Source organism: Pseudomonas sp., assembly GCF_030690725.1.
GTDB lineage: Bacteria > Pseudomonadota > Gammaproteobacteria > Pseudomonadales > Pseudomonadaceae > Aquipseudomonas.
In genome coordinates this window covers 132708-155813 of record NZ_JAUYGD010000053.1, presented here as the reverse complement: position 1 = coordinate 155813, position 23106 = coordinate 132708, and the positions used below count along the sequence as shown (strand labels likewise).

Here is a 23106-nt window from a genome sequence, read left to right as displayed (position 1 = left end):
ATAAGGCGTGAATCCAACTGCATACGGCTGTCCCGATGGGCAGCCAGTGTTTTATTTCCATGGTGTACCGGGCGCGGCGGTTGAGGCGGCGATGCTGCATCAGGCGGCATTGGCGCACGGCATCAAGCTGCTGGTGGTAGAGCGCAACCTGCCGGGCGAACTCAGCAGCGCGGCCTATCTGCAACAACTGGCGCAACAGATCAGTGATAACGCAGCTGGCCAGCCGATTCGCCTGCTTGGCTTTTCCATCGGTGCCTGCCTGGCGTTACGTGTCGCCGCGCTGTTGAGTGAGCGGGTGGCTGAGGTGTACCTGCTCTCCGCTGCCGCGCCGCTGGAAATCCCCAGCAATAGCGTCGGCATGGGCGCGGGGCGTTATACCTTCCTTTGGGCGCAGCATTATCCAAGGCTTTTCCGGGCCTTTGCCTGGTATCAGGCGCTGTTAGTGAAGATCGGCCCGCGCCTGTTGCTGAACCTACTGTTCGCCGGTGCTAGCGGCAAAGACCCCGAACTGTTGCGCCAGGCCGACACCCAGGCATGGCTGGCAGATATTCAGCGCGCGTGTTTCAAGCATGGGACTCGCAGCTATGTGCGCGACGTAAAACTCTACGTCGAGCCCTGGGCTGCAGAGTTGGATAACGTCACGGCGGCAGTCAGCCTGTGGCATGGCGCCGCAGATAACTGGGCGCCCATTGCCATGTCCATTTACCTGCAGGAGCATCTGCGCAATGCCAACGCGGTGACCCGTGGCGCCGAACAAGCGCATTACTCCTGCCTGCTGGAGAACGCTGAAGCCGTAATGGCGGCAGTACAGCTCAGTACCTCAGCAACCCGAGCGGCCGAGTGATAACGCCATAAAGCGCAGACGCTTCGACTTAAAACGCCCCAAGGACGACATCATGAAAAAGCTCGCACTGCCCCTGATCACCTTGCTGGCGTTCAGCGCCTACACGCTTTATGTGATGTTGCATGCGCAGCAATCGCTGCTGCAATTCGGTATGCAGCTGATGTCTAGCGCCGACACCGCCCAGGTGGTGATCGACCTCTACATCCTCGCGGCACTGGCCTGCATCTGGATGTACCGCGACGGCCGCGCACGGGGCAAGTCGCTGGCCTACCTGCTGCCGTTCTTTGCCCTGACTGCGCTGCTTGTATCGATCGGCCCGCTGCTGTACCTAGTGCTCAAGACCCTCGATACAGGTAGCAAAGCGCCACAGGATAGCGCCTCAACTACAGCCTGAGTGGACGGAGCAGCCCGGAGAAACCGGGCTACTCAACGCTTAAAAGCTCAGATTGAAATTGCCGGTGCCGAAGATGCCGACCAGACCAATCACGATCAGATAAATTGCCACGATGTAGTTCAGCAAACGCGGCATTACCAGAATCAGAATACCGGCGATCAGCGAAATCAGTGGAGTAAGGGCAAGGGTCATAATCGTCACCTGAGAGTTATTGAACCGCCAGTATGCGCGCCACGCCCAAAGCGCACAGCACTATCCAGCGGTCGAGCCGTAATCAACCCATCAGCCTGTTTAGCCAACCTGCGTATTGAAGGCCCTTTATGAGCACCGCCAGCTTGTTAACCTCACTGCTACAGTACAAGGCCTGGGCCAACCAGGAACTCTTTGCTGAGCTGCAACGCCTTGACCCGATTACCCAGCAAAGCGAGCTGCACGCCGCCTTACGTATCCTCAATCACATCTATGTGGTTGAGCGGGTCTTTGTCGCCAACCTGCAAAGCATCAACCACAGCTACAGCGCCACCAACACCCCGGAAACGCCCACGCTGGAGGCGCTGCATCAGGCGGTGCAGGACACTGATCGCTGGTATCTGGATTATGTTGCGGGGCTAAGCGCCGAGCAGTTGGCCGAGCGCCTGAGTTTCAATTTCGTCGATGGTGATGCCGGCGGCATGAGCCGCGAAGAAATGCTCGCGCATATCGTCACCCACGGCGGCTACCACCGTGGCGCGGTCGGCCGGATCATGGCGCAACTGCAACTGGCGCCACCGCGGGATATCTACACGCGCTTTCTGCATCAGGATCAGCCGCAGCGCCGCGAAGCGAGCTAAGCCGGCGGCTTGGCGATAAAGGCTCGTTTGTCATGCCGATCAAACCCGGCGGCCTCATAGAAACGCAGGGTTGCTGGGTCCTTGCTGCTGGTCATCAACATCACCTTGTAGCAGCCCTGGCCCCAGGCAAACGCCTGGGCATGAGCTAACAACGCCTGACCGTAGCCGCGCCCACGATGCTCACTGTGGGTCACCACGTTTTCGATCAGGGCAAAGGGTCTACACCCGCGCGTCAGATTAGCTACCAGGTTTATGCTGCAGCTGGCCACCAGCTGCGCATCGCGGTACAGGCCAAAACACTGCTGGGCGGGGTTGGCGATGATCGCCTGCCACACCGCTTCAACCTGATCGCGCGCGGGCAGCGGTTGATCATCAGGATGTAAATGCTCATACAAGGCGAGCAGCGCATCCAGCTCGCCGGCCCCGACACTACGGATGTCCATCAACCTATCCCTGTTGCGTGCGCGGCCTTACTCGCCGCGAATGTACTGTTCCAGTTGCTGGATCAGGCTGGCCTGTTCGGCGATGGTGTGTTTGACCAGGTCACCAATCGACAGCAGGCCGATCAATTCGCCTTCGGCCAATACCGGCAAATGGCGCAGGTGGCGGTCGGTCATCAGTTGCATGCAGTGCTGCGAGGTGTCACGCGGGCCGACAGTTATGACATCTGCTGTCATAATTTCGCTGATCATCGCACTGAATGCGGAGCGCTCCAGCAGTGCAACTTTGCGCGCGTAGTCACGCTCGCTGACGATGCCGGCCAGGCGGCCTTTGTCATCCAGCACCACCAGTGCGCCAATGCCTTTCTCGGCCATCAACTTGATTGCATCCAGCACCGAAGTGCCTGGGCTCACGCTATACACGGCGGCCTGTGGCTTGGCGCGAAGGATCTCGGCAACTGTTTTCATGCAGTGGCTCCTGCTCTGTTTCTTATTGGCATTGAGGATAGTGCGCGAGGCGGCCGTTGAGGGCCAACCCGAGACCCGATCAGAGCATCTGCGCGGGTTCAGCGCAACCATTGCAGGCCAGCAAGGTCGGTGCCAAGCAGCGTTTCAGTTGCCCTGAAATAGCGGCAGACCGAGCCGCGCCTCTACCCCGCCGTCGACATTGCCGATGTGCAATGCGCCGCCGTGCAGCTGCATCACTTCCTCGACAAAATTCAGCCCCAAACCGGTGCTCTTACGCCCGCTACCGGGGCGCGGCAGGGAGTAGAAACGCTCACTCAGGCGCGCAAGGGCGTAATCGGGAATCGACTCGCCCTGGTTAAACAGTCGCAGTTCAATCTGCCCGCCAAGGGCCTGGGCGTTAAAGCAGATCAGTCCGCCTGGCGGAGTGAAATCCAGGGCATTATCCAGCAGATTGGCCAGCGCCTGACGCAACAGAAAGGCCTCACCACGCGCGCTTAATTCAGCGCCAATATGGTTCTCAATCTGCAGGCCGGCGGCCTCGATACGCGCCATCTGTGCCTGTAGCAGGGAGTCGACCAGCGCCCTCAATGGCACCGCCACCTGCTCTTCCAGCCCCTGGCGCTGTTCGACCTGGGCCAGATGCAACAAGCGCTCGATCAGTTGCTGCATACGCGCGCTTTCTTGCTCTATGTTTGCCACGAAGCGCTGCCGTTGTGGCGCGGGCATCTCGCCATCGAGCAATTCCGCCGCGCCGCGAATCGCCGCCAGCGGGCTTTTCAGCTCGTGGGTCAGGGTGTGCACATAGCGCTCGACATAGGCCTTGCCTTCCAGCTCGGTGCGCATGCGCTCAATGGCTTCGGCCAGTTGCGCCAGCTCGCCGCCGCGCACACTGGGCAGTTCGGCACGCTGCCCGGCGCTGACGGCCTGGGCGTAGCGGGTCAGTTTGCGCAGCGCGGCGCTGAGCCACCAGGACAGCAGTGCGCCGATCAACAGGCCCAGCACAATCAACCCACCGCCGAGCCAGGCCAGGCGCAGCTCTGAGCGTTCGATATAGGGCTGCAAGGTGCGATTGGGCTTGGCCACCGAGACCACGCCGATAATCTGTGCGCCGTCCATGATCGGCGCGGCGACGTACATCACCGAAGAGTCGGGATCGTTCGGGTCTTCCTTGGTCGAGCGCGCGCCATACTCGCCGCGCAGGGTGCGCAGCACATCGTTCCAACGCGAATAATCCTGGCCCACCGCCGCGCCTGTGGAATCGAGCAACACAATGCCCTTGGCGTCGGTGACATAGATGCGGTGGTTGACCTGAGTCTTCTCCACACCCCAGATCTTCGCCTGCGGTTGACGCTGGCCGTAGGCCTGCAACAAGGCGGGCAGGCGGCTCTGTTGCAGGCGGCCGGCCTTGACCTCATCGCGCAGGATCTCCGCCAGCAGGTTGGCGGTGTCCACCAAGGTTTCCTCGGTGCTCTGACGCACGCCGGGGCGGACTTCGTCCATCACCGTACTCAGCACAAACCAGCCGGCCAGCCCGACAAACAGGAAGTACACCAGAAAGATGCGAATCCCCAACGGCATCAGGCGTGCCTCGGCGAGTAGCTGTAACCCAGGCCGCGATGGGTCTGGATCGGCTCGGCCGCAGCGGCCACCTGACGCAGCTTGGCGCGCAGACTTTTGATATGGCTATCGATGGTGCGTTCGTAGCCGACATCGGCGGCCACGCCCAGGCCGTCAAGCAACTGCTCACGGGAGAACACCCGCTCAGGTTGCGCCAGCAGGCTTTGCAGCAAACGAAATTCGTGACGAGTGAGGCTGAGCAATTGGCCGTGATAGTGGATTTGCACCCGCTCGCTGTCTATCTGAAACGGGCCACTGGCGGGGCTTTCAGCAGGCGCTTCACGCGGCGCCATACGTTTGAGGATGGCTTTGACCCGCGCGGCCACTTCCCGGGGGCTAAAGGGTTTGACCACATAGTCGTCGGCGCCGATTTCCAGGCCAACCACGCGGTCGATTTCCTCGCTGCGTGCGGTGAGGAAAATCACCGGCACCTCGGAGAACCGCCGCAGGCGCTTGCAGGCCTCGAAGCCACTGATATCCGGCAGGCCGACATCGAGAATCAGCAGGTCGGCCGGATTGCGCTGCTGTTCGGCCAGAGCCTGCTCGGCCAGGCTTAGCCAGGTAGTGGTAAAGCCTTCGCTTTGCAGGGCGAAGATCAGGGTGTCGGCGATCGCGGCTTCGTCTTCGACAATCAGAATATGCGGCATGGGCGTCCTGCTCGTGGCAACTCGGCGAGGAGCCTGCGGCAGGCCGCTGCCAGCGTCAAGGGCGAGCCGCAGGCGGCATATCCTGTAGGAGCGGCGGGGGCACCTAGCCCATGCCAGCGAGCGACTCTCAGATGGACAAGCGCATCGCGGACAAGCCCGTTCCTACGGGCCTCAGTCGAGTTTGAAGCGTGCGGTGTTCTGCTCCAGCGCCTGACTGCCCTGACGCAGCTGTTCGGCGGCGTTGCTCACCGCCTGCGCGCCTTCAAGCAAGGCACTGGCGGCCTGGTCGACCTGCTGAATATTGCCGCTGACCTCATCGGCCGTGGCGGCCTGCTGCTCGGCGGCAGTGGCGATCTGCGCCAAACGGTCGGTGACCAGTTGCACCGACTCGACGATGGCATTCAGGTCCTCGCCCATGGCCAGCACGCTGCCAACATCGCCTTCGGCCTGGCGCACGGCGTCTTCCATCTGGGTGACCGACTGGCCGACCACGCGATGCAGGTTGGCCACGGTTTCGGCGATTTCCGCCGTGGAGTTCTGCGTGCGCTGCGACAGCGAACGCACCTCGTCGGCCACCACGGCAAAGCCGCGGCCCTGATCACCGGCGCGCGCCGCTTCGATGGCGGCGTTGAGCGCGAGCAGGTTGGTCTGTTCGGCAATACCCTTGATCACATCCACCACGCGGGTGATCTGCTCGGTCTGGGTGCGCAGTTGCTGCAAGGTGGTAGCGCTGTCGCCCAGACGGCTGCTGAGCTGACGCATGCTGGCACTGGTGCGGGCGCTACGCTGGTTGCTCTGTTCGGCAATCTCGCGGGTCTGCCCGGCTTCCACGGCAGCCTGCTCGCAACTTTGCGCCACGCTCTGCGCGGTAGCAGCCATTTGTGTGGCGGCGGCGGCAATCTGGCTCATCTGCGCCTGCTGCTGCTCCACCGACTCCAGGGCATTGCGCGCCTCGCCGTTAAGCATCTGCACCGTGCCACCGAGTTGCAGGCTCTGCTGGTTGACCCCCTGCATGGAGTCGCGCAACTGGCCAACCGCGGTATTCAGCGCCATGGCGATACTCGCCAGATCATCCGCTCCATGCACCTGCATGCGCACGCGCAGGTCACCATCGCGCAGGCCTTCGGCGGCCTGGATGATCCCAGCGGTGCTGCGGCGGATCGAAGCGTTGAGGCAGAACAACACATACAGCGCCAGCAGGGTCAGCACGCTGAACACGCCAATCACTTCGATCATCGCGACCAGGCCGTTCTGCCGGTACTCGCCGAGGCTGACAGCAAACTGCTGGTACAACGCCGCCTGCAGGCCGAGCAACTGGCCCTGCAAAGCATCGGTGCGCTGCACAAACTGCTCCGGGGTCAAGGCCATTGGGCTGGCCTCAAACATGTCGCGATCGATGCCTGCGAGGAAGGCTTCATAACCCTGCAGCGCCTCATCGTAAGGCCCTTGCAGCTGGCGCATGGCGCGCGGCGATTCAAGTCCGAGGGTCGATTGCGCCTTGAGCAACTGGCTGCGCGATTCATCCAGGCTACGCCGCAGATCGCGGATCAACACCCGGCTCTGCAAGGTGAAATGCTGCGACACCACGGCGCCATAACCCTGGCTGGCAAAGCTGCCCAATTGTTCCAGAAGGCGCGGCAAGGTGTAGGTCAGCTGCTCCATCATCAGGTAGGTGTCGAGATGTGGATCGAGGATCAGCCCACTGTCGGTGGCCACCTGTTCGCGCAAGGCGAGCAGGCCTAGCAGGTTCTTTTGGTAACGTTCGAGGGCATCGGGCAAAGCCAGCTTACCCAGCACTTCGACACTCAGTTCGGCCTGGCCGGCGCTGAGATTTTGCAAATGTTGCCGTGCCTGATCACTCAGCAGCTCGGATTTAAGCGGCTGCTCCAGCGCTTGCAAGGCTGACCCAAGACCGCTGGCGCGTTCCCGCAGCAGCGCTTCGGCGGCTTTCTCGGTGCCCTTCCAGCGTGACAGCAACGTGCGCTGTTCAATCAATGCCTGCTGCACGCCGGCCATGCCCTGCAGGGCACTGATACCTTCAAGTTCATTGTCGATGGAGTTGAGTCGATCCTGATAATTGCTGCCAATCACCCACAACGAAAAGCCCAGCGGCAAAGCGAACAGCACAAACACCAACTGAAACTTGCGCGCGAAGCTGAAACGCTCCAGCAGCCGCACGCCCGGTTTGAGTACTCCAGTCATACACACCTCAACCTGTGAAGCGCGCCAACTTCAGGGGCGCGCCAAAGCAAACCTTAAAGCAAGAAGCACGCCCAAGCAGCGTGCCTGTAAGCGGCAATATGCAGTGAGCATAGATGAGTGACCGGGCCACGGCCCGTTACCTGGCCCGAGGTTGGCGCGACCTGCTGACTGAGGCGCAGCTGAAACCCTAGCTAGAGACGCCGCTCCAGAGTTCGTCGACATGGCGAAAGCCCCACTCCTCGGCGGACTCGCGACCGACGATCTTGTCGCGCCCAACCAGCTTGCTCAGGTCGAGAATTTCCTGCGGGATCGGGGTTTTCGATTTGGCCGAGAAGAACACCTTGACCCTCGGCGCGAGCAAGGACTTGGCCTGCTGCTCCATCACCACGCCAATACGCCCGCTCTCCAGACGCACCAGCGAACCCACCGGGTAGATGCCCACGGTTTTGACAAAAGCCTGGAACACCACAGGGTCGAAATGGCCCTTCCACTCGGCCATTTTGCGGATCGACTCGGCAGGGTCCCAACCCTGCTTGTACGGTCGATTGGAGGTGATCGCGTCATACACGTCGCACACCGCGCCCATGCGCGCGTACAGACTGATCTGCTCACCGGCCAGGCGATGCGGGTAACCGCTGCCGTCAACCTTTTCGTGGTGATGCAGGCATACATCCAGCACCAGCGCGCTGACCTGCTTACTGTCCAGCAGCATGCGCGAACCCGCTTCGGGGTGATCGCGCACGGTGGCGAACTCGCCGTCGGTGAGCTTGCCCGGCTTGTTCAGTACCGTATTGGGAATCGCCATCTTGCCGATATCGTGGAGCAAACCGGCCAGCCCGGCCTCACGCACCTGGCCCTCGTTGAGGCCGAGATTGCGCGCCAGGGCAATCATCAGTGCGCACACCGCCACCGAATGCATATAGGTGTATTCATCGGCGTTTTTCAGCCGCGCTAGGCTGATCAGCGCATTGGGGTGACGCATGATCGAATCGGAAATTTCCTCGACCAACTCGCCCGCCTGCTCAAACTGCAACGCCTGCCCCATCCGTGCATCACCAAACATGCTGACCACCGCGGCCTTGGAGCGGGCGCAGAGCTTGACCGCACGCTGCACCTCATCCTCCATGGAAATCGCCAGGCTGACGGGCGGGCTCTGCACCGCTTCCAGCAGGCGTGCCTCGGCTTGGGCAGCGACTTCCTCAGGACTGACACTGGCGGTGCCAACCTCGACATCCAGACCTTTGCTGACATCAATCCACAACTCACTGATGCTGCTGGCCGTGATCCGCTGCAGGTCTTTTTCCGAACTGAGAAGAAACTTGGATTTCCAGAAGGGGTGGTCCATCCATGCGCCACAGAACTCGTGGATATACATACCGACGCGCACGTCGGCCACTGCGATGCACTTCAACATGGATTGCACTCAAAAGAGGCCAAAAACCAGTAACTCTCAGACAGCGTAGATGATCAATCAGCCTGCATTGTTATGACGCGGGCGGACTGATGGCAATAAGACATCGGTCGCAGATCGGCGGCTTGGAAGCCTTAGCACTACTGCTTATCATTGCCCCACTCGCGCACCACAAGGAGTTGCCATGCGCCGTCTATTGACCGGTCTTAGCGTCATTATTCTGCTGTTGCTCAACACGCTGATACTGATCGGCCCACTGCTGCTGATCGCCCTCGGCAAGTTCGTATTGCCCGGCAAGGCGCTGAAAACCGCTAGCTCGCGCGGGGTGATGTGGGTGGCGGAAACCTGGGCGGAGATCAACAAGCTGATCTTCGCCACCCTGCTGCCGGTGCACTGGGACATTCGCGGCAGTGCCGACCTGCGCCAGAGCACCTCCTACCTGGTGATCAGCAACCATCAGTCGTGGGTCGATATCCCCGCTCTGGTGCAGGCGTTCAATCGCAAGACGCCCTACTTCAAGTTCTTCCTCAAGCAGCAGCTAATCTGGGTGCCCTTTCTCGGCCTGGCGTTCTGGGCGCTGGATTACCCCTTTATGCGCCGCTACTCCAAGGCGTTTCTGGCCAAGCACCCCGAACTCAAGGGCCAGGACCTGGAAATCACCAAACGTGCCTGCGAGAAGTTCAAGGACCTGCCGGTGACCGTGGTCAATTACCTCGAAGGCACCCGCTGCACCCCGGCCAAACAGGCGCAGCAAGGCTCGCCATATCAGCATCTGCTCAAGCCGAAAGCCGGCGGCGTGGCCTTTGTCCTCGCCGCACTGGGCGAACAGTTGGACACCGTGCTGGACGTAACCGTGGTGTATCCGAGCGCGCGGATTCCCGGTTTCTGGGAGCTGATCAGCGGCCAGGTGGACAAGGTCATCATCGATATCCAGACCCGCGACCTCGACCCGGCGCTGTGGCAAGGCGACTACGAGAACGACCCAGTATTCCGCCAATTTGTGCAGGACTGGGTGACGAAGTTGTGGCAAGACAAGGATGCGCGGATCGCGCAGATTCGCGCCGAACAGCCCAGCTGACCGGACACCGCTGCCGCTCAACTACTGCGGCAGTTCACGGCGAATCATCCAGTGCTCAGGCGGCGGCATCAGACGGCTCATATCGAACTGTTCCAGGCTGGTCTGGTCGAGCACCTCGATCATCGGACTGACCCGCCGTGCATGCGCGCGACCTTCCAGTGCGCGCACCGCCAGGTCCACCGCGATGCGCGCCTGCAGCACCGGTGAGTCGGTGGGCGCGGCAACAATAAAACCATCACGAATCTGCTCGACGATCCGCTCAGTGGTGTAGGTGGCCAGCACCCGTGCCTGGTAGTTCTGTCCCGAGGTCTGCACCAGCTGCGCGGCAAAGCCGGCGGCTTCAGCATTGCCCAGCAGGAAGTCGAGACGCGGATGCTGCCTTAGCAGTTCGCGCACCAGTTGCGCCTGACTGGCGCGATCCACCGGGGCATAACCGCCGTGGTGCACGGTCATCGGTTTGCTCTGTTCGGCTGCGCGCAGCGCCTTTTCCGAATCCAGCACCCAACCGGCGCCTTGCGGCCCAGGTAACCAACCCAGGCTGAAAGGCCCCGACGGGCGATGGTTATCGATATACGCCAGGGCGGCGCCGGTCATATCGGCAAAATCCACGCTGGAGCTGGCGCTCAGCCCCGGACAGTCGATGCCGTTGACCAGATCGATAACCGGTTTGCCCTGCTCGAGCAGTTGGGCGATTGTCGTGCAGAGGGCCTGGGCGTCGATCGCCGCAATCACATAGGCATCGGCATTACGCTGCTGACAGTTGTGCAACTGTTGCGCTTGCACCTGCGGGTTTTCATAGCCGCCGGCTTCATAGATGCCTAGCCGCACGCCTTGACGTGCTGCCTCCTCATCCAGCCCCCAGGCCACGCCCCACCAATAGCGGTCCTTGCCATGCGGCAACAATGCGCAGACCCGCCAGGGTTTAGCCGCTTGCGACAGGGGTTGGTACTGCTGCGATACGCCATCGGCCAGCACCTCCACCGGGTACCAGTCCGTGGCCCACGCCAGGCCACTCATCCAAAGCCAGCATAGGGTGAAGCAGATTGCCCGCATAAGGTCCTGCCCTGGAAAGTGGGCACTGAACAGCCGTGCCGTGCACTTACTCTAGCCACTTTTCAGGTTCTATTTACGGAGCAGAAAAAAAGCAGAAAGCGGGTACGCCCCTTGGGTGAGGAACGGCGCATGCGACTGCAGGCGGGCACACCAACTGCCCGCCTGTATATCTGAGGGCAATCAGGCCGCGCTAAACATCTTGTGCGGGTCGATCACAAACTTCTTCGGCACGCCGGCATCGAACTCGCCGTAACCGCGCGGTGCGTCGTCCAGGCTGATCACCTGCACGCCGACCACTTCGGCGATGTTGATGCGATCCCACATGATCGCCTGCATCAGCGCGCGGTTGTACTTCATCACCGGGGTTTGGCCGGTGTGGAAGCTGTGCGACTTGGCCCAGCCGAGACCGAAGCGAATGCTTAAGGAGCCGATCTTCGCCGCCGCGTCCACCGCACCCGGATCTTCGGTGACGTAGAGGCCGGGAATGCCGATCTTGCCGGCCACCCGCACCACGCCCATCAGCGAGTTGAGTACAGTGGCCGGCGCTTCTTGTTGGACGCCTGCGTGACCATGACCGCGAGCCTCGAAGCCCACCGCATCGACGGCGCAATCAACTTCCGGCTCGCCCAGCAGCGCGGCGATCTGTTCGTGCAGCGGGGTATCTTTGGACAAATCAGCAATCTCGAAGCCGACCGCCTTGGCGTGAGCCAAGCGCACCGGATTAACGTCGCCGACAATCACCACCGCCGCGCCCAGCAAACGGGCAGAAGCTGCTGCCGCCAAACCGACCGGGCCGGCACCGGCGATATACACGGTGCTGCCTGGGCCAACGCCAGCCGTCACTGCGCCGTGGTAACCGGTGGGCAGAATGTCGGACAGGCAGGTCAGGTCGCGGATTTTCTCCATGGCCTTGTCGCGATCCGGCAGTTTCAGCAGGTTGAAGTCGGCATACGGCACCATGGCGTATTCGGCCTGACCTCCGGTCCAGTCGCCCATGTCGACATAGCCGTAAGCACCACCGGCTCGCGCCGGATTGACCGACAGGCAAACGCCGGTGTGTTGTTCCTTGCACGAACGGCAGCGGCCGCAGGCCACATTGAACGGCACCGAGACCAGGTCACCAATCTTCAGGTTCTCCACGTCGCGGCCCTTCTCGATCACCTCACCGGTGATCTCATGGCCCAGCACCAGACCGGTTTGCGCCGTGGTACGACCGCGCACCATATGCTGGTCGGAGCCGCAAATATTGGTGGAGACCACACGCAGGATGACCCCATGCTCGATCTTGCGACCGCGCGGGTCCTGCATTTTCGGATAGTCGATTTTCTGCACTTCGACCTTGCCAGCGCCGAGATAGACGACGCCACGATTACCAGACATACGTATTTCTCCTCTCTTGTTGTGAATACAAAGGCGCGGCCAACGGTCGCGCGGCCTTGTACTGGAGCTTGTGTCTGTTGCCGGGTGGGGCCGAGGGTTTGGCAGTCGGTGATCCACCCGTAGCGGGGATTCAGCAGTTGCGGTTTAGGCGTGCAGCACCACCGTACGGCTGGCGTTGAGAAACACCCGTCGTTCGAGGTGGTAACCGATGGCTTTGGCCAGGGTCTGGCATTCGATATCGCGACCCTTGGCGATCAGGTCTTCGGGGTAGTGGGCGTGATCCACCGACTCCACGCCCTGGGCGATGATCGGCCCCTCGTCGAGGTCGTTGTTGATGTAGTGGGCAGTGGCGCCAACCAGTTTGACGCCCTTCTCGTAGGCCTGGTGATAGGGCTTGGCGCCCTTGAAACCGGGCAGCAGCGAGTGGTGGATATTGATCGCCCAGCCATCCAGCTGGCGGCACAGCTCAGGTGAGAGCACCTGCATATAGCGGGCAAGCACCACCAGCTCGGCGCCGCTGTCCTCGATCACCTGCAACACCTGGCGCTCCTGCGCCGGCTTGTCAGCCGGGTCGAGCGGGAAGTGGTAGTAGGGAATATCGTGCCAACGCGCCAGCGGCTCCAGGTTCGGGTGGTTGGACACCACCGCCACCACGTCCATGGCCAGGTGGCCGATGCGCTGGCGATAGAGCAGGTCGTTCAGGCAGTGATCGGCCTTGCTGACCATCAGCACCACCTTGGCGCGGTAGCCCGGCGGGGTCAGCTCAACCTGCATGCCGAAGGCCGTCAGACGCTGATCGAGGCCGGCGCGAAAGGCTTGCTCGTCGAAGTCATCCGGCTGACGAAACTCCACGCGGATAAAGAACCGTGCCGACAGTCGATCATCGAAGGAATGGTGTTCGGTGACATAGCAGCGCTGCTCGAACAGAAAGCGCGTCACCGCATCCACGGTGCCGAGCACGCTCGGGCAGTGGGCGGTGAGAATCCAGGTATCGGGGGTGCGGCTCATAACAAACTCCGTTGCTGTTCAGCTTTCTCCCTCAGGAGATAGAGCTGTCCGAGAACGCCTGTAGGAGCGGCCTTGGCCGCGAAAGACTTCGCGGACAAGTCCGCTCCTACAGAAGACGACTGCGGTGTCAGGCCTTGATCGCCAGACCAAACTCGGCGCTAGCGTCCTGCAGCCACAGCCAGAAGTAGTCAGAGAAGCTGCGGCGAATCAGCAGCTCCCAGGTGTCTTCGGCGGTGTGGCGGATCACCAGTTGCGACTTGGCGAAGTGGGTGCCCACCGCCTTGCCCACCGGGAAGTTGCTCGGGTGCACGTCATAGCTGGTGGACTTCATCAGCACTTCACGCACCTTCGGCCCGCTCAGTTCCAGCAGGGTTTGCCCGCCGCTGACGTTGACGATCGAAATATGCTGACCCTCCAGCGCTTCGCGCAGCTTCTGCTCGACCGCGAACTCGCTGCCGCTCGGCACAATCAGCAGCCATTCATCCGGCGCCAGCCATTGCAGCGAGGTGTCGCCAGCGGCCACCAGGGTCAGTGCCACCGGCAGCTCCAGGCCCAGAGCCTTGTGCACGCCGCCGGCAAATGCCGGGTCTTTGCCATCGCCGCGCAGGGTCAGGTGACCGAGCAGCTTCTTCTCGCGCACTGTCACCCCGGCGCGGGCTGAACCTTTGCCCGCCAGTTGCTCAAGGCCGGCGTGGAACAGTGGCGATTCGGCATGTGCGGCAGCCGGGCGTTGCTGATAGACGTTGATCAAGTTAGACATTCTGGCGATCCCCTTTCGGGTCATAGAACACGGAGCTGACGATTTCGGCTTCGATCAGGCTGCCATCGGCCAGCGGCGCGAACACCCGCTCACCGATGCGCTTGAGGCCACCCTTGACCACACCCATGGCAAAGGAATACCCCAGCGCCGCGCTCATATAGCTGGAAGTGACGTGGCCGACCATCTGCATCGGAATGGACTGTTTCGGGTCGAACACCAGTTGCGCGCCTTCCGGCAGCACGGTGTTCGGGTCGACGGGTTTGAGCCCGACCAGCTGCTTGCGATCTTCGCGCAGGCTGTCTTCGCGGTTCATGCCGCGCCAGCCGATCCACGAGAACGGCTTGGTGCGGCCTACGCACCAGCCCATGTTGAGGTCGTCTGGGGTGACCGAACCGTCGGTGTCCTGACCGACGATGATGAAGCCCTTCTCAGCACGCAGTACGTGCATGGTCTCGGTGCCGTAAGGCGTCAGGCCATGCTTCTTGCCCGCTTCGATGATCTTTTCCCACACGCCCAGGGCGTAGTCGGCCTGAACGTTGACTTCGTAAGAGAGCTCACCTGTGAAAGAGATGCGGAACACCCGCGCCGGCACACCGCCAACCAGGCCTTCCTTCCAGCTCATAAACGGGAATGCATCCTTGTCCAGGTCGATGTCGGTGACCTCGGCCAGCAGCTTGCGGCTGTTGGGGCCGGACAGGGTCATGGTCGCCCAGTGGTCGGTAACCGAGGTGAAGTACACCTTGAGTTCCGGCCACTCGGTCTGGTGGTAAATCTCCAGCCACTCCATCACCCGTGCGGCGCCGCCGGTGGTGGTGGTCATCAGGAAATGGTTGTCGGCCAGGCAGGCGGTTACACCGTCGTCGAAGACCATGCCGTCTTCCTTGCACATCAGGCCGTAACGGGCCTTGCCCACATCCAGCTTGGTCCAGGCATTGGTGTACACACGGTTGAGAAACTCGCGGGCATCCGGGCCTTGAATGTCGATTTTGCCCAGCGTCGAGGCATCGAGGATGCCGACTGCGTTACGCACGGCCAGGCACTCGCGGGCCACGGCGGCGTGCAGGTCTTCGCCGGCTTTTGGAAAGTACCAAGGGCGCTTCCACTGACCCACGTCCTCGAACTCGGCACCGTTCTGCAGGTGCCAGCTTTGCATCGCGGTATAACGCTTGGGCTCGAACAACGCGCCACAGTGACGACCGGCCACCGCGCCGAAGGTCACCGGCGTGTAGTTCGGGCGGAACATGGTGGTGCCCATCTGCGGGATGCTGATACCCAGCGAGCGAGCGGCAATCGCCAGACCGTTGATATTGCCCAGCTTGCCCTGGTCGGTGCCGAAGCCCAGCGCGGTGTAGCGCTTGACGTGCTCGACCGACTCGAAGCCCTCGCGGGTGGCCAGCTCGATACCGGCTGCGGTGACGTCGTTCTGCAGGTCGACAAACTGCTTGGGCGCGCGCGCCGTCGGCTTGTCATGCGGCACCTGGAACAGTGCCAGGGAAGGTTCTTCCAGACGGACAGCGACCTGCGGCAGGCTGGCGGAAACCGCCTTGAAGCCGGCTTCGGCAGCCGCCGAGACACCCGCCTCGAAACCATCGGCCAGGGCATCACACAAGCCGAACACACCGTTCACCGCACCAGCGCACAGGCGCTTCTGGAAGCCGCCCTCGCCTGGCACAAAGGCCAGAATATCTTCACGCCAGGTCGGCCGGCCGCCCAGATGCGAGGCCAGGTGCACCACCGGGCTGTAGCCGCCGGAACTGACGATCAAATCGCAGTCGAGCACCTCACCCGGGCTGCTGACCTTATGGCTCTGTACATCGATGGCACAGATGCGCGCAGCGGTCACCCGCTTGCTGCCGGCGGCTTCGACCACGGCGCTGCCGGTGAGGATGCGCACGCCACGCTTGCGCGCCTCTTCCACCCAGGTGCCGCGTGGGTTGCTGCGGGCATCGGCCACCGCCACCACCTGCAGGCCGGCGTCGAGCCAGTCGAGCACCACGCGGTAGGCGTAATCGTTGTTGGTCGACAGCACCAGCTGCTTGCCCGGCGCCACGCCATAACGGCGCACGTAGGTGGACACCGCATCGGCGAGCATATTGCCCGGCACATCGTTGTTGGCGTACACCAGCGGCCGCTCGTGGGCACCGGTGGCCAGCACTACACGCGTGGCACGCACACGGTGCATACGCTGACGCACCATGCCAAGTGGCGCGATCTCACCAAGGTGATCGGTCAGGCGCTGGTGAATGGTGAGGAAGTTGTGGTCGTGGTAACCGTTGACCGTGGAACGCGGCAGCAGGGTGACTTCAGGCATGCCGGATAATTCGGCAATCACCTGCGCGGCCCAGTCGGCGGCCGGTTTACCGTCGAGGGTTTCGCGGGTGCTGAGCAGGCTGCCGCCGAACTCTTCCTGCTCATCGGCGAGAATTACCCGCGCCCCGCTGCGCGCAGCCGCCAGGGCTGCGGCCAGGCCTGCCGGGCCGGCACCGACCACCAGCACGTCGCAGTGCTGGTTCATGTAGTCGTAGCTGTCCGGGTCCACGGCGGTCGGCGCACGACCAAGCCCTGCGGCCTTGCGGATGTATTTTTCGTAGGTCAGCCAGAGGTTCTGCGGGTACATAAAGGTCTTGTAGTAGAACCCCGGCGGCATCATCTTGCCGCCGACCTTGCCGAGAATGCCCATCAGGTCGGTGTTTACGCTCGGCCAGCCATTGGTGCTGCTGGCGACCAGGCCGGCATACAGCGCCTGCTGGGTGGCGCGCACGTTGGGGATCTGCGCCGCTTCAGTGCTGCCAATCTGCAGCACGGCGTTCGGCTCTTCCGCGCCCGCCGCAACGATGCCGCGCGGCCGCGAATACTTGAAGCTACGGCCGACAATATCCACGCCGTTGGCCAGCAAGGCGGCCGCCAGGGTGTCGCCGGCAAAGCCCTGGTAGCTCTGCCCATTGAAGCTGAATGTCAGGGGCTGGCTGCGGTCAACGCGGCCGCCTGTAGCAAGACGATTGACCTGGCTCATGCCGTTACTCCTTGGTCGATGGCCTTTTTCTCGGCAGCGCCGGCAGCGGTAACGCTGGGCTTCTCGCCGATCTTGTAGGTTTCGAGAATTTCGTAGGTCACCGTGTGACGGGTGGCGTTGAAGTACTTGCGGCAGCCGGCGGAGTGCACCCACAGCTCGTGGTGAATGCCCCGTGGGTTATCGCGAAAGAACAGGTATTCACCCCACTCGGCATCGGTGCAGGCGGCTGGGTCCAGCGGGCGCGGAATATGCGCCTGGCCCTTGGCGTGGAATTCCTCTTCGGAGCGCAGTTCGCCGCAGTGAGGGCAGAAGATATGCAACATGGGTAAGCCCTCTTAGTGAGCCACGGCAGCAGCGCCGTGCTCGTCGATCAGTGCGCCGGTGTGGAAACGGTCCATGGAGAACGGTTTGGCCAGCGGGTGCATTTCACCCTTGGCCAGGCTGGCGGCGAACACGTGGCCCGAACCCGGCGTGGCCTTGAATCCGCCGGTGCCCCAACCGCAGTTGAAGAACAGGTTCGGCACCGGGGTCTTGGAAATGATCGGGCAGGCGTCCGGCGAGGTGTCGACGATGCCGCCCCATTGACGGTTCATGCGTACCCGCGAGAGCACCGGGAACATCTCGACGATGGCCTGCAGGGTGTGCTCGATGGTGCCGTAGGAGCCACGCTGGCCGTAGCCGTTGTAACCGTCGATGCCGGCACCGATGACCAGGTCGCCCTTGTCGGACTGGCTGATATAGCCGTGCACGGCGTTGGACATGATCACGCTGTCGATAATCGGCTTGATCGGCTCGGACACCAGCGCCTGCAGCGGATGGGATTCCAGCGGTAATCGGAAGCCGGCCAGCCCGGCCATATGCCCGGAGTTACCGGCCGTGACCACGCCAACGCGCTTGCCGCCGATAAAGCCCTTGTTGGTTTCCACGCCGATGCACACGCCGTTTTCCTTGCGAAAGCCGATCACTTCGGTCTGCTGCAGCAGGTCCACGCCCAGAGCATCGGCGGCGCGGGCATAACCCCAGGCCACGGCGTCGTGACGGGCCACGCCACCGCGACGCTGCACGGTGGAGCCCATCACCGGGTAACGGGTGTTCTTGCTGCAATCCAGATACGGAATCTCTTCGGCCACCTGCTTGGCGTCCAGCAGTTCGCCGTCCACGCCGTTAAGGCGGTTGGCGCTGACGCGGCGCTCGGAGTCGCGCATGTCCTGCAGGGTGTGGCAGAGGTTGTAGACACCGCGCTGGCTGAACATGACGTTGTAGTTGAGGTCCTGGGACAGGCCTTCCCACAGCTTCATCGCGTGCTCATACAGGTGCGCCGATTCATCCCACAGGTAGTTGGAACGCACGATGGTGGTGTTGCGCGCGGTGTTGCCGCCGCCCAGCCAGCCCTTCTCGATCACCGCGACGTTCTTGATGCCGAACTCTTTGGCCAGGTAATAAGCGGTCGCCAGACCGTGACCGCCACCGCCGACGATGATCACGTCGTACACCGGCTTGGGCGTCGGGTTGCGCCACATACGCTGCCAGTTTTCGTGGTGGCTGAAAGCGTGCTTGAACAGGCCGAAGCCGGAATAACGTTGCATAAAGGTGCTCCTGAAACGGAAAGCTGGAACCTTGTCGCCAGGCGCGGCAGTCACCGAACCGGGTGGATCATTGCGTTCAACGGTAGACCGGGTAATCGGCGCACAGCCCTGCCGCCAGAGTCGCCACCTGCGCCTCGACATCGGCATCGCCCAGGTGGTCGAGGATGTTGCAGATCCACCCAGCCAGCTCGATGCTCTGCGCTTCCTTGAGGCCGCGCGTGGTGATGGCCGGGGTGCCGATACGCAGGCCCGAAGTGACAAACGGCGACTGCGGGTCATTCGGCACGGCGTTCTTGTTGACCGTGATCCCGGCGCGCCCCAGGGCCGCATCGGCGTCTTTGCCAGTCAGGCCCTGACGGATCAGGCTAACCAGAAACAGGTGGTTGTCGGTGCCGCCGGAAACCACGTCGTAGCCGCGTTCGATAAACACCTTGGCCATGGCCTGGGCGTTTTTGATCACCTGCGCTTGGTATTCCTTGAAGCCAGGCTCCATGGCTTCCTTGAAGCACACCGCCTTGGCCGCGATCACATGCATCAACGGGCCACCCTGAGCGCCGGGGAATACCGCCGAGTTAAGTTTCTTCTCGATCTCGGCATTCGCGCGAGCAAGGATCAAGCCGCCACGCGGACCGCGCAGGGTCTTGTGGGTGGTGGTGGTGACCACATCGGCAAAGGGAATCGGGTTGGGATACAGACCGGCGGCGACCAGGCCGGCGACGTGGGCCATGTCGACAAACAGCAGCGCCCCGACCTTGTCGGCAATGGCGCGGAAACGCGGAAAATCCAGGGTTTTCGAGTAGGCGGAGAAACCGGCAACGATCATCTTCGGCTGACACTCGACGGCCAGGCGCTCGACTTCGTCGTAATCGATCAGGCCGGTGGCGGTGTCGATACCGTACTGCACGGCGTTGTACAGCTTGCCCGAGGACGACACCTTGGCGCCGTGGGTCAGGTGGCCGCCGTGGGCCAGGCTCATGCCGAGGATGGTATCGCCGGCATTGATCAGCGCCAGGTATACCGCGCTGTTAGCCGACGAGCCGGAGTGCGGCTGAACGTTGGCATAGTCGGCGCCGAACAGCGCCTTGGCGCGGTCGATGGCCAGCTGCTCGACCACATCGACATGCTCGCAGCCGCCGTAATAACGCTTGCCCGGATAGCCTTCGGCGTACTTGTTGGTCAGGCCGCTGCCCTGCGCTTCCATGACCCGCTGGCTGGTGTAGTTTTCCGAGGCGATCAGCTCGATATGGTGCTCCTGACGGCTTTCCTCGGCGTTGATCGCGCTGAGCAATTCGTCGTCGTAGCCTTGAATCTGGTCGTTCTTGCTGAACATCGCTGATCTCCTGCGGCACCGGGGTGTGGCGCATCTATGTCGGAAGCGGGCTGAGCCCTTGTGAGCCGATGGTATGACTGGCCCTGATCGGTCAGATGCCTAGGCACGCCACGGGGGATTGCGTTTGCGACATGCGAGGGTGCGACGTGTCGCTATCGGACATGCGCAAGACAGGCGGGCTAGTACGCGGCAGCGCGCGAATGCGCTCAGGTGAACAGTGCGCGTACAGCGACCAGCAGGAGAAAGTGGCCGGGGTAGAACAGGTAGGCCCAGCGCCGTACCGGCAGCACCTCGCCCTGGAGCGGCTGGCGCAACAACCACAGCCCCAGCAGCGGCGCCGCCATGCAGATCAGGATAACGCTCCAGGCGAAGGGGTCGCCGCGGCTCGCGTTAATGTAGAACGGCGGCCAGTAGTTGGCGGCCAGGCACAGCATCACCGGCCAGACCCAGCTCGCCCCCGGGCGCTGCAAGGCATAGATAAAGGCCGCAGGCAGCAGCGCGCCGGCCAAGCCGAACATCAACCAGGGATGGCCGACCAGCGCCACCAGTACCGCCGTGATAGCCAGCCAGCGCCGCTGCCCATTGGGTTGCCCCACCCCACCGGCGATCAGCAAGCCCAGTACCAGGGTCGGCATAACATTCAGCGACTCTAGCGTAACCACCAGCAGCCGATAGGGCCATTCGGAGAGCAGTGCGAACAGAACCAGCAGCCCGAGGTAGCGCAGGGGAAAAGGTTTGCCGCCATCTGCCGAAGGCCGCGCCAGGTTGGCGGCAATCGCCAGACAGAAAAACGGAAAGGCCAGGCGCCCCGGGATATACAGCCAGTACAGGGACGGCCAGACATGCCGCAGGTGGTCGAATAGCATGGTCGCCAGGGCCAGCCACTTGAGCAGATCCAGCGCGGCGTCGCGGGTGCGCCCGGCAGGGGGTGTCAGCATTGCGGCACTCACGGAGTCAGCGGATTACCTGACGGTAACCCAATGACAGCGTCAATGCGCACCCGGCATCAGATCAGCCCTGCAGCTTGCTTTCGCAGCTGGCCGAGGCCTTGATCAGGCGTTGCTGCATGGCCGCGTCAGGTGTCGATTGGCTGGCCATGGCCTGCATTTCCGCCTCGCTGAACTCACCGCCGACCTTCTCGGCGGCACATTCGCAATACGCCTTCAGGTTGTTCATATCGTGCCCCTTGGGGGCGCCCGCCACGCACTCATTGACAAATGAGGCCTTGGCGCCGGCAGGCCAGGGCTCTGCGGCAACGGCCGGCAGGGCAAAGGCCAGGGGAAGGAAAAATGCGATCAGATGACGGTAGTTCATGGTGGATTCCTGTGCGGGTCAGTGACAGGGGCAACACCTGGCTGGTCGACGCGAACCCATGGTTCGAACCCCAACAGCCAAGGCACCACGGCCTGCTCTAGCGGTCCACGACGAGTGACTGTCTGTCGAGCGATAACCCCATTGGCGCCGCAAACGACGCCACGATCCCGTCAGGCGGCCACTCACCCTGGCCCTAGCTGTGAGGCCGGGCAGCGCCATGAGTTCCTTTCATTTATTCCGCTGCCAGCGCCGCATCCCGGTGCTGTGCCGTCTCAGGCCGTCGCGCCGTCAAGACTACTTACCAGGCCAAACAGCGCCTGGAATAAACAAGATGTCGCCACAACGTCCGCCGGGCCGCACACGCGCAGGTAAAGTAAACCCATTCGCCGGCCCGCTCGGCAACCGATAGAAGGAACTAGCAATGCCCGATCTTTCGCAACAGTTCGCCAGCGATAACTACTCAGGTATCTGTCCGGAAGCCTGGGCCGCCATGGCCGAGGCCAACCGGGGCCACGACCGCGCCTACGGTGATGACCAATGGACAGCGCGCGCCGCCGACCACTTCCGCCAGCTGTTCGAAACCGACTGCGAAGTGTTCTTCGCCTTCAACGGTACCGCGGCCAACTCCCTGGCGCTGGCGGCGCTGTGCCAGAGCTATCACAGCGTGATCTGCTCGGAGACTGCCCACGTCGAGACCGACGAGTGCGGCGCACCGGAGTTCTTCTCCAACGGTTCCAAATTGCTGCTGGCCAAGACCGAGAACGGCAAGCTGACCCCCGAAGCGATCCGTGAAATCGCCCTCAAACGCCAGGACATTCACTACCCCAAGCCACGGGTAGTCACCCTGACCCAGGCCACGGAAGTCGGCACCGTCTACAGCCCCGATGAAGTACGGGCGATCAGCGCGGTGTGCCGCGAACTGGGCCTACATCTGCATATGGACGGCGCGCGTTTCTCCAATGCCTGTGCCTTTCTCGGCTGCAGCCCAGCCGACCTGACCTGGAAAGCCGGCGTAGATGTGCTGTGTTTTGGCGGCACCAAGAACGGCATGGCCGTGGGTGAGGCGATCCTGTTCTTCAACAAGGACCTGGCCGAAGACTTCGACTACCGCTGCAAGCAGGCCGGTCAGCTGGCTTCAAAAATGCGCTACCTGTCCGCGCCCTGGGTCGGCATTCTGCAGGACGGCGCCTGGCTGCGTTACGCCCAGCACGCCAACCACTGCGCGCGCCTGCTGGCCGAGCTGGTCAGCGATATTCCGGGCGTCAGCCTGATGTTCCCGGTACAGGCCAACGGGGTGTTCCTGCAGATGTCAGAACCGGCGCTGGAAATCCTGCGCGGCCAGGGCTGGCGCTTCTACACCTTTATCGGAGCCGGCGGCGCACGCTTTATGTGTTCCTGGGACACCGACGAAGCGCGGGTGCGTCAGCTGGCAGGGGATATTCGCCAAGCCATGGCGGCGAGTTAACGAGGCACAAGCGCTGGTAACAAAGTGCGCGAAATCGCCTCGCGCACATTCGGTAGCAAGGTCGCGCTGCCGCCGAGCAACTCCTCCACCAGACGCCGCAGCGCCACGGCGCGCTCCGGACTAAGACCGCTGACGGCATGCTCGCAGGCCTGCTCGGCGGTCACCCCGGGTGGAATCGACAGCCCCAGCGCCACCAGGCGTTCGCGTAGATCCTCCTGATCGATCAGGTCGGCATGCATCATGGTCAAATCCTCCTGTGGTGGCGC

At 62.5% G+C, this 23106-nt stretch carries 23 protein-coding genes; 5 read left to right on the top strand and 18 right to left on the bottom strand.

The window, feature by feature from the left end; translation table 11 throughout:
- The first annotated feature begins 7 nt into the window (after positions 1-7).
- Both Q8O69_RS13360 and Q8O69_RS13355 read left to right on the top strand, forming a co-directional pair.
- Positions 8-844: an alpha/beta fold hydrolase gene (locus Q8O69_RS13360; protein ID WP_305592804.1), complete on the top strand. Its 837-nt coding sequence runs from the start codon at positions 8-10 to the stop codon at positions 842-844.
- A gap of 52 nt (positions 845-896) precedes the next feature.
- Complete coding sequence (locus Q8O69_RS13355; RefSeq protein ID WP_305592803.1) at positions 897-1238, top strand: DUF2834 domain-containing protein; 342 nt, start codon at positions 897-899, stop codon at positions 1236-1238.
- 39 nt (positions 1239-1277) lie between these two features.
- Here the strand turns inward: Q8O69_RS13355 and Q8O69_RS13350 are convergent, their stop codons facing one another.
- Entirely contained in the window at positions 1278-1430 is a 153-nt protein-coding gene (locus Q8O69_RS13350; protein WP_275962302.1) for a DUF3096 domain-containing protein, read from the bottom strand.
- A gap of 128 nt (positions 1431-1558) precedes the next feature.
- Here Q8O69_RS13350 and Q8O69_RS13345 point away from each other — a divergent pair, with 128 nt between their 5' ends.
- On the top strand, positions 1559-2068 hold the full coding sequence (locus tag Q8O69_RS13345) for a DinB family protein (protein WP_305592802.1): 510 nt from the start codon (positions 1559-1561) through the stop codon (positions 2066-2068).
- On the opposite strand, the gene Q8O69_RS13340 is transcribed toward Q8O69_RS13345, so the two are convergent.
- The 6 genes from Q8O69_RS13340 to Q8O69_RS13315 form a co-directional block, all read right to left on the bottom strand.
- Positions 2065-2511, bottom strand: a complete 447-nt coding sequence (locus tag Q8O69_RS13340) for a GNAT family N-acetyltransferase (RefSeq protein ID WP_305592801.1) — start codon at positions 2509-2511, stop codon at positions 2065-2067. The genes Q8O69_RS13345 and Q8O69_RS13340 overlap by 4 nt on opposite strands.
- A 27-nt stretch (positions 2512-2538) precedes the next feature.
- Positions 2539-2976, bottom strand: a complete 438-nt coding sequence (locus Q8O69_RS13335) for a CBS domain-containing protein (RefSeq protein ID WP_305592800.1) — start codon at positions 2974-2976, stop codon at positions 2539-2541.
- 144 nt (positions 2977-3120) lie between these two features.
- Positions 3121-4554 (bottom strand): two-component system sensor histidine kinase CreC, encoded by a 1434-nt coding sequence (gene creC / locus Q8O69_RS13330; protein WP_305592799.1) that lies wholly within the window; start codon positions 4552-4554, stop codon positions 3121-3123.
- Positions 4554-5240 (bottom strand): two-component system response regulator CreB, encoded by a 687-nt coding sequence (creB, locus tag Q8O69_RS13325; protein ID WP_305592798.1) that lies wholly within the window; start codon positions 5238-5240, stop codon positions 4554-4556. The genes creC and creB overlap by 1 nt, the downstream gene beginning before the upstream one ends.
- Positions 5241-5411: 171 nt before the next feature.
- Entirely contained in the window at positions 5412-6002 is a 591-nt protein-coding gene (locus tag Q8O69_RS22230; RefSeq protein ID WP_371136136.1) for a methyl-accepting chemotaxis protein, read from the bottom strand.
- A gap of 1627 nt (positions 6003-7629) precedes the next feature.
- Positions 7630-8856 (bottom strand): HD-GYP domain-containing protein, encoded by a 1227-nt coding sequence (locus tag Q8O69_RS13315; RefSeq protein WP_305592796.1) that lies wholly within the window; start codon positions 8854-8856, stop codon positions 7630-7632.
- A 181-nt stretch (positions 8857-9037) separates the two neighbouring features.
- Between Q8O69_RS13315 and Q8O69_RS13310 the strand changes: the two genes are divergently transcribed.
- Positions 9038-9931: an acyltransferase gene (locus Q8O69_RS13310; RefSeq protein WP_305592795.1), complete on the top strand. Its 894-nt coding sequence runs from the start codon at positions 9038-9040 to the stop codon at positions 9929-9931.
- 21 nt (positions 9932-9952) lie between these two features.
- Here Q8O69_RS13310 and torT read toward each other — a convergent pair whose 3' ends face one another.
- From torT to Q8O69_RS13260, 10 genes are all read right to left on the bottom strand, one after another.
- Positions 9953-10984, bottom strand: a complete 1032-nt coding sequence (gene torT / locus Q8O69_RS13305; protein WP_305592794.1) for a TMAO reductase system periplasmic protein TorT — start codon at positions 10982-10984, stop codon at positions 9953-9955.
- Positions 10985-11164: 180 nt separating this feature from the next.
- A complete protein-coding gene (gene fdhA / locus Q8O69_RS13300; protein WP_305592793.1) occupies positions 11165-12364 on the bottom strand; it encodes a formaldehyde dehydrogenase, glutathione-independent in 1200 nt (399 codons plus the stop codon).
- A 144-nt stretch (positions 12365-12508) separates the two neighbouring features.
- Positions 12509-13372 (bottom strand): formyltetrahydrofolate deformylase, encoded by an 864-nt coding sequence (gene purU / locus Q8O69_RS13295; protein WP_305592792.1) that lies wholly within the window; start codon positions 13370-13372, stop codon positions 12509-12511.
- A 127-nt stretch (positions 13373-13499) separates the two neighbouring features.
- On the bottom strand, positions 13500-14132 hold the full coding sequence (locus Q8O69_RS13290) for a sarcosine oxidase subunit gamma (RefSeq protein WP_305592791.1): 633 nt from the start codon (positions 14130-14132) through the stop codon (positions 13500-13502).
- The gene (locus tag Q8O69_RS13285) at positions 14125-17145 is read right to left on the bottom strand and encodes a sarcosine oxidase subunit alpha (protein WP_305592790.1); all 3021 of its coding nucleotides are present in this window, start codon (positions 17143-17145) and stop codon (positions 14125-14127) included. Before Q8O69_RS13285 ends, Q8O69_RS13290 begins: the two co-directional genes overlap by 8 nt.
- Positions 17142-17468 (bottom strand): sarcosine oxidase subunit delta, encoded by a 327-nt coding sequence (locus Q8O69_RS13280; protein ID WP_305592789.1) that lies wholly within the window; start codon positions 17466-17468, stop codon positions 17142-17144. The genes Q8O69_RS13285 and Q8O69_RS13280 overlap by 4 nt, the downstream gene beginning before the upstream one ends.
- Positions 17469-17480: 12 nt before the next feature.
- Complete coding sequence (locus Q8O69_RS13275) at positions 17481-18731, bottom strand: sarcosine oxidase subunit beta family protein (RefSeq protein WP_305592788.1); 1251 nt, start codon at positions 18729-18731, stop codon at positions 17481-17483.
- A gap of 76 nt (positions 18732-18807) precedes the next feature.
- On the bottom strand, positions 18808-20061 hold the full coding sequence (gene glyA / locus Q8O69_RS13270) for a serine hydroxymethyltransferase (protein WP_305592787.1): 1254 nt from the start codon (positions 20059-20061) through the stop codon (positions 18808-18810).
- 206 nt (positions 20062-20267) lie between these two features.
- Complete coding sequence (locus tag Q8O69_RS13265; RefSeq protein WP_305592786.1) at positions 20268-20999, bottom strand: TraX family protein; 732 nt, start codon at positions 20997-20999, stop codon at positions 20268-20270.
- 73 nt (positions 21000-21072) lie between these two features.
- The gene (locus tag Q8O69_RS13260) at positions 21073-21375 is read right to left on the bottom strand and encodes a hypothetical protein (protein WP_305592785.1); all 303 of its coding nucleotides are present in this window, start codon (positions 21373-21375) and stop codon (positions 21073-21075) included.
- Positions 21376-21796: 421 nt separating this feature from the next.
- Between Q8O69_RS13260 and Q8O69_RS13255 the strand changes: the two genes are divergently transcribed.
- Positions 21797-22840: a low specificity L-threonine aldolase gene (locus Q8O69_RS13255; protein ID WP_305592784.1), complete on the top strand. Its 1044-nt coding sequence runs from the start codon at positions 21797-21799 to the stop codon at positions 22838-22840.
- On the opposite strand, the gene Q8O69_RS13250 is transcribed toward Q8O69_RS13255, so the two are convergent.
- On the bottom strand, positions 22837-23082 hold the full coding sequence (locus Q8O69_RS13250) for a hypothetical protein (protein ID WP_090379281.1): 246 nt from the start codon (positions 23080-23082) through the stop codon (positions 22837-22839). The genes Q8O69_RS13255 and Q8O69_RS13250 overlap by 4 nt on opposite strands.
- Between the last annotated feature and the right edge of the window lie 24 nt (positions 23083-23106).

Bases quoted from the DNA above. Each gene is read 5' to 3' on its own strand.
- Q8O69_RS13355 (WP_305592803.1), top strand. From the start codon at position 897: ATGAAAAAGCTCGCACTGCCCCTGATCACCTTGCTGGCGTTCAGCGCC.
- Q8O69_RS13350 (WP_275962302.1), bottom strand. From the start codon at position 1,430: ATGACCCTTGCCCTTACTCCACTGATTTCGCTGATCGCCGGTATTCTG.
- Q8O69_RS13345 (WP_305592802.1), top strand. From the start codon at position 1,559: ATGAGCACCGCCAGCTTGTTAACCTCACTGCTACAGTACAAGGCCTGG.
- Q8O69_RS13340 (WP_305592801.1), bottom strand. From the start codon at position 2,511: ATGGACATCCGTAGTGTCGGGGCCGGCGAGCTGGATGCGCTGCTCGCC.
- Q8O69_RS13335 (WP_305592800.1), bottom strand. From the start codon at position 2,976: ATGAAAACAGTTGCCGAGATCCTTCGCGCCAAGCCACAGGCCGCCGTG.
- creC (WP_305592799.1), bottom strand. From the start codon at position 4,554: ATGCCGTTGGGGATTCGCATCTTTCTGGTGTACTTCCTGTTTGTCGGG.
- creB (WP_305592798.1), bottom strand. From the start codon at position 5,240: ATGCCGCATATTCTGATTGTCGAAGACGAAGCCGCGATCGCCGACACC.
- Q8O69_RS22230 (WP_371136136.1), bottom strand. From the start codon at position 6,002: ATGCGTCAGCTCAGCAGCCGTCTGGGCGACAGCGCTACCACCTTGCAG.
- Q8O69_RS13315 (WP_305592796.1), bottom strand. From the start codon at position 8,856: ATGTTGAAGTGCATCGCAGTGGCCGACGTGCGCGTCGGTATGTATATC.
- Q8O69_RS13310 (WP_305592795.1), top strand. From the start codon at position 9,038: ATGCGCCGTCTATTGACCGGTCTTAGCGTCATTATTCTGCTGTTGCTC.
- torT (WP_305592794.1), bottom strand. From the start codon at position 10,984: ATGCGGGCAATCTGCTTCACCCTATGCTGGCTTTGGATGAGTGGCCTG.
- fdhA (WP_305592793.1), bottom strand. From the start codon at position 12,364: ATGTCTGGTAATCGTGGCGTCGTCTATCTCGGCGCTGGCAAGGTCGAA.
- purU (WP_305592792.1), bottom strand. From the start codon at position 13,372: ATGAGCCGCACCCCCGATACCTGGATTCTCACCGCCCACTGCCCGAGC.
- Q8O69_RS13290 (WP_305592791.1), bottom strand. From the start codon at position 14,132: ATGTCTAACTTGATCAACGTCTATCAGCAACGCCCGGCTGCCGCACAT.
- Q8O69_RS13285 (WP_305592790.1), bottom strand. From the start codon at position 17,145: ATGAGCCAGGTCAATCGTCTTGCTACAGGCGGCCGCGTTGACCGCAGC.
- Q8O69_RS13280 (WP_305592789.1), bottom strand. From the start codon at position 17,468: ATGTTGCATATCTTCTGCCCTCACTGCGGCGAACTGCGCTCCGAAGAG.
- Q8O69_RS13275 (WP_305592788.1), bottom strand. From the start codon at position 18,731: ATGCAACGTTATTCCGGCTTCGGCCTGTTCAAGCACGCTTTCAGCCAC.
- glyA (WP_305592787.1), bottom strand. From the start codon at position 20,061: ATGTTCAGCAAGAACGACCAGATTCAAGGCTACGACGACGAATTGCTC.
- Q8O69_RS13265 (WP_305592786.1), bottom strand. From the start codon at position 20,999: ATGCTGACACCCCCTGCCGGGCGCACCCGCGACGCCGCGCTGGATCTG.
- Q8O69_RS13260 (WP_305592785.1), bottom strand. From the start codon at position 21,375: ATGAACTACCGTCATCTGATCGCATTTTTCCTTCCCCTGGCCTTTGCC.
- Q8O69_RS13255 (WP_305592784.1), top strand. From the start codon at position 21,797: ATGCCCGATCTTTCGCAACAGTTCGCCAGCGATAACTACTCAGGTATC.
- Q8O69_RS13250 (WP_090379281.1), bottom strand. From the start codon at position 23,082: ATGATGCATGCCGACCTGATCGATCAGGAGGATCTACGCGAACGCCTG.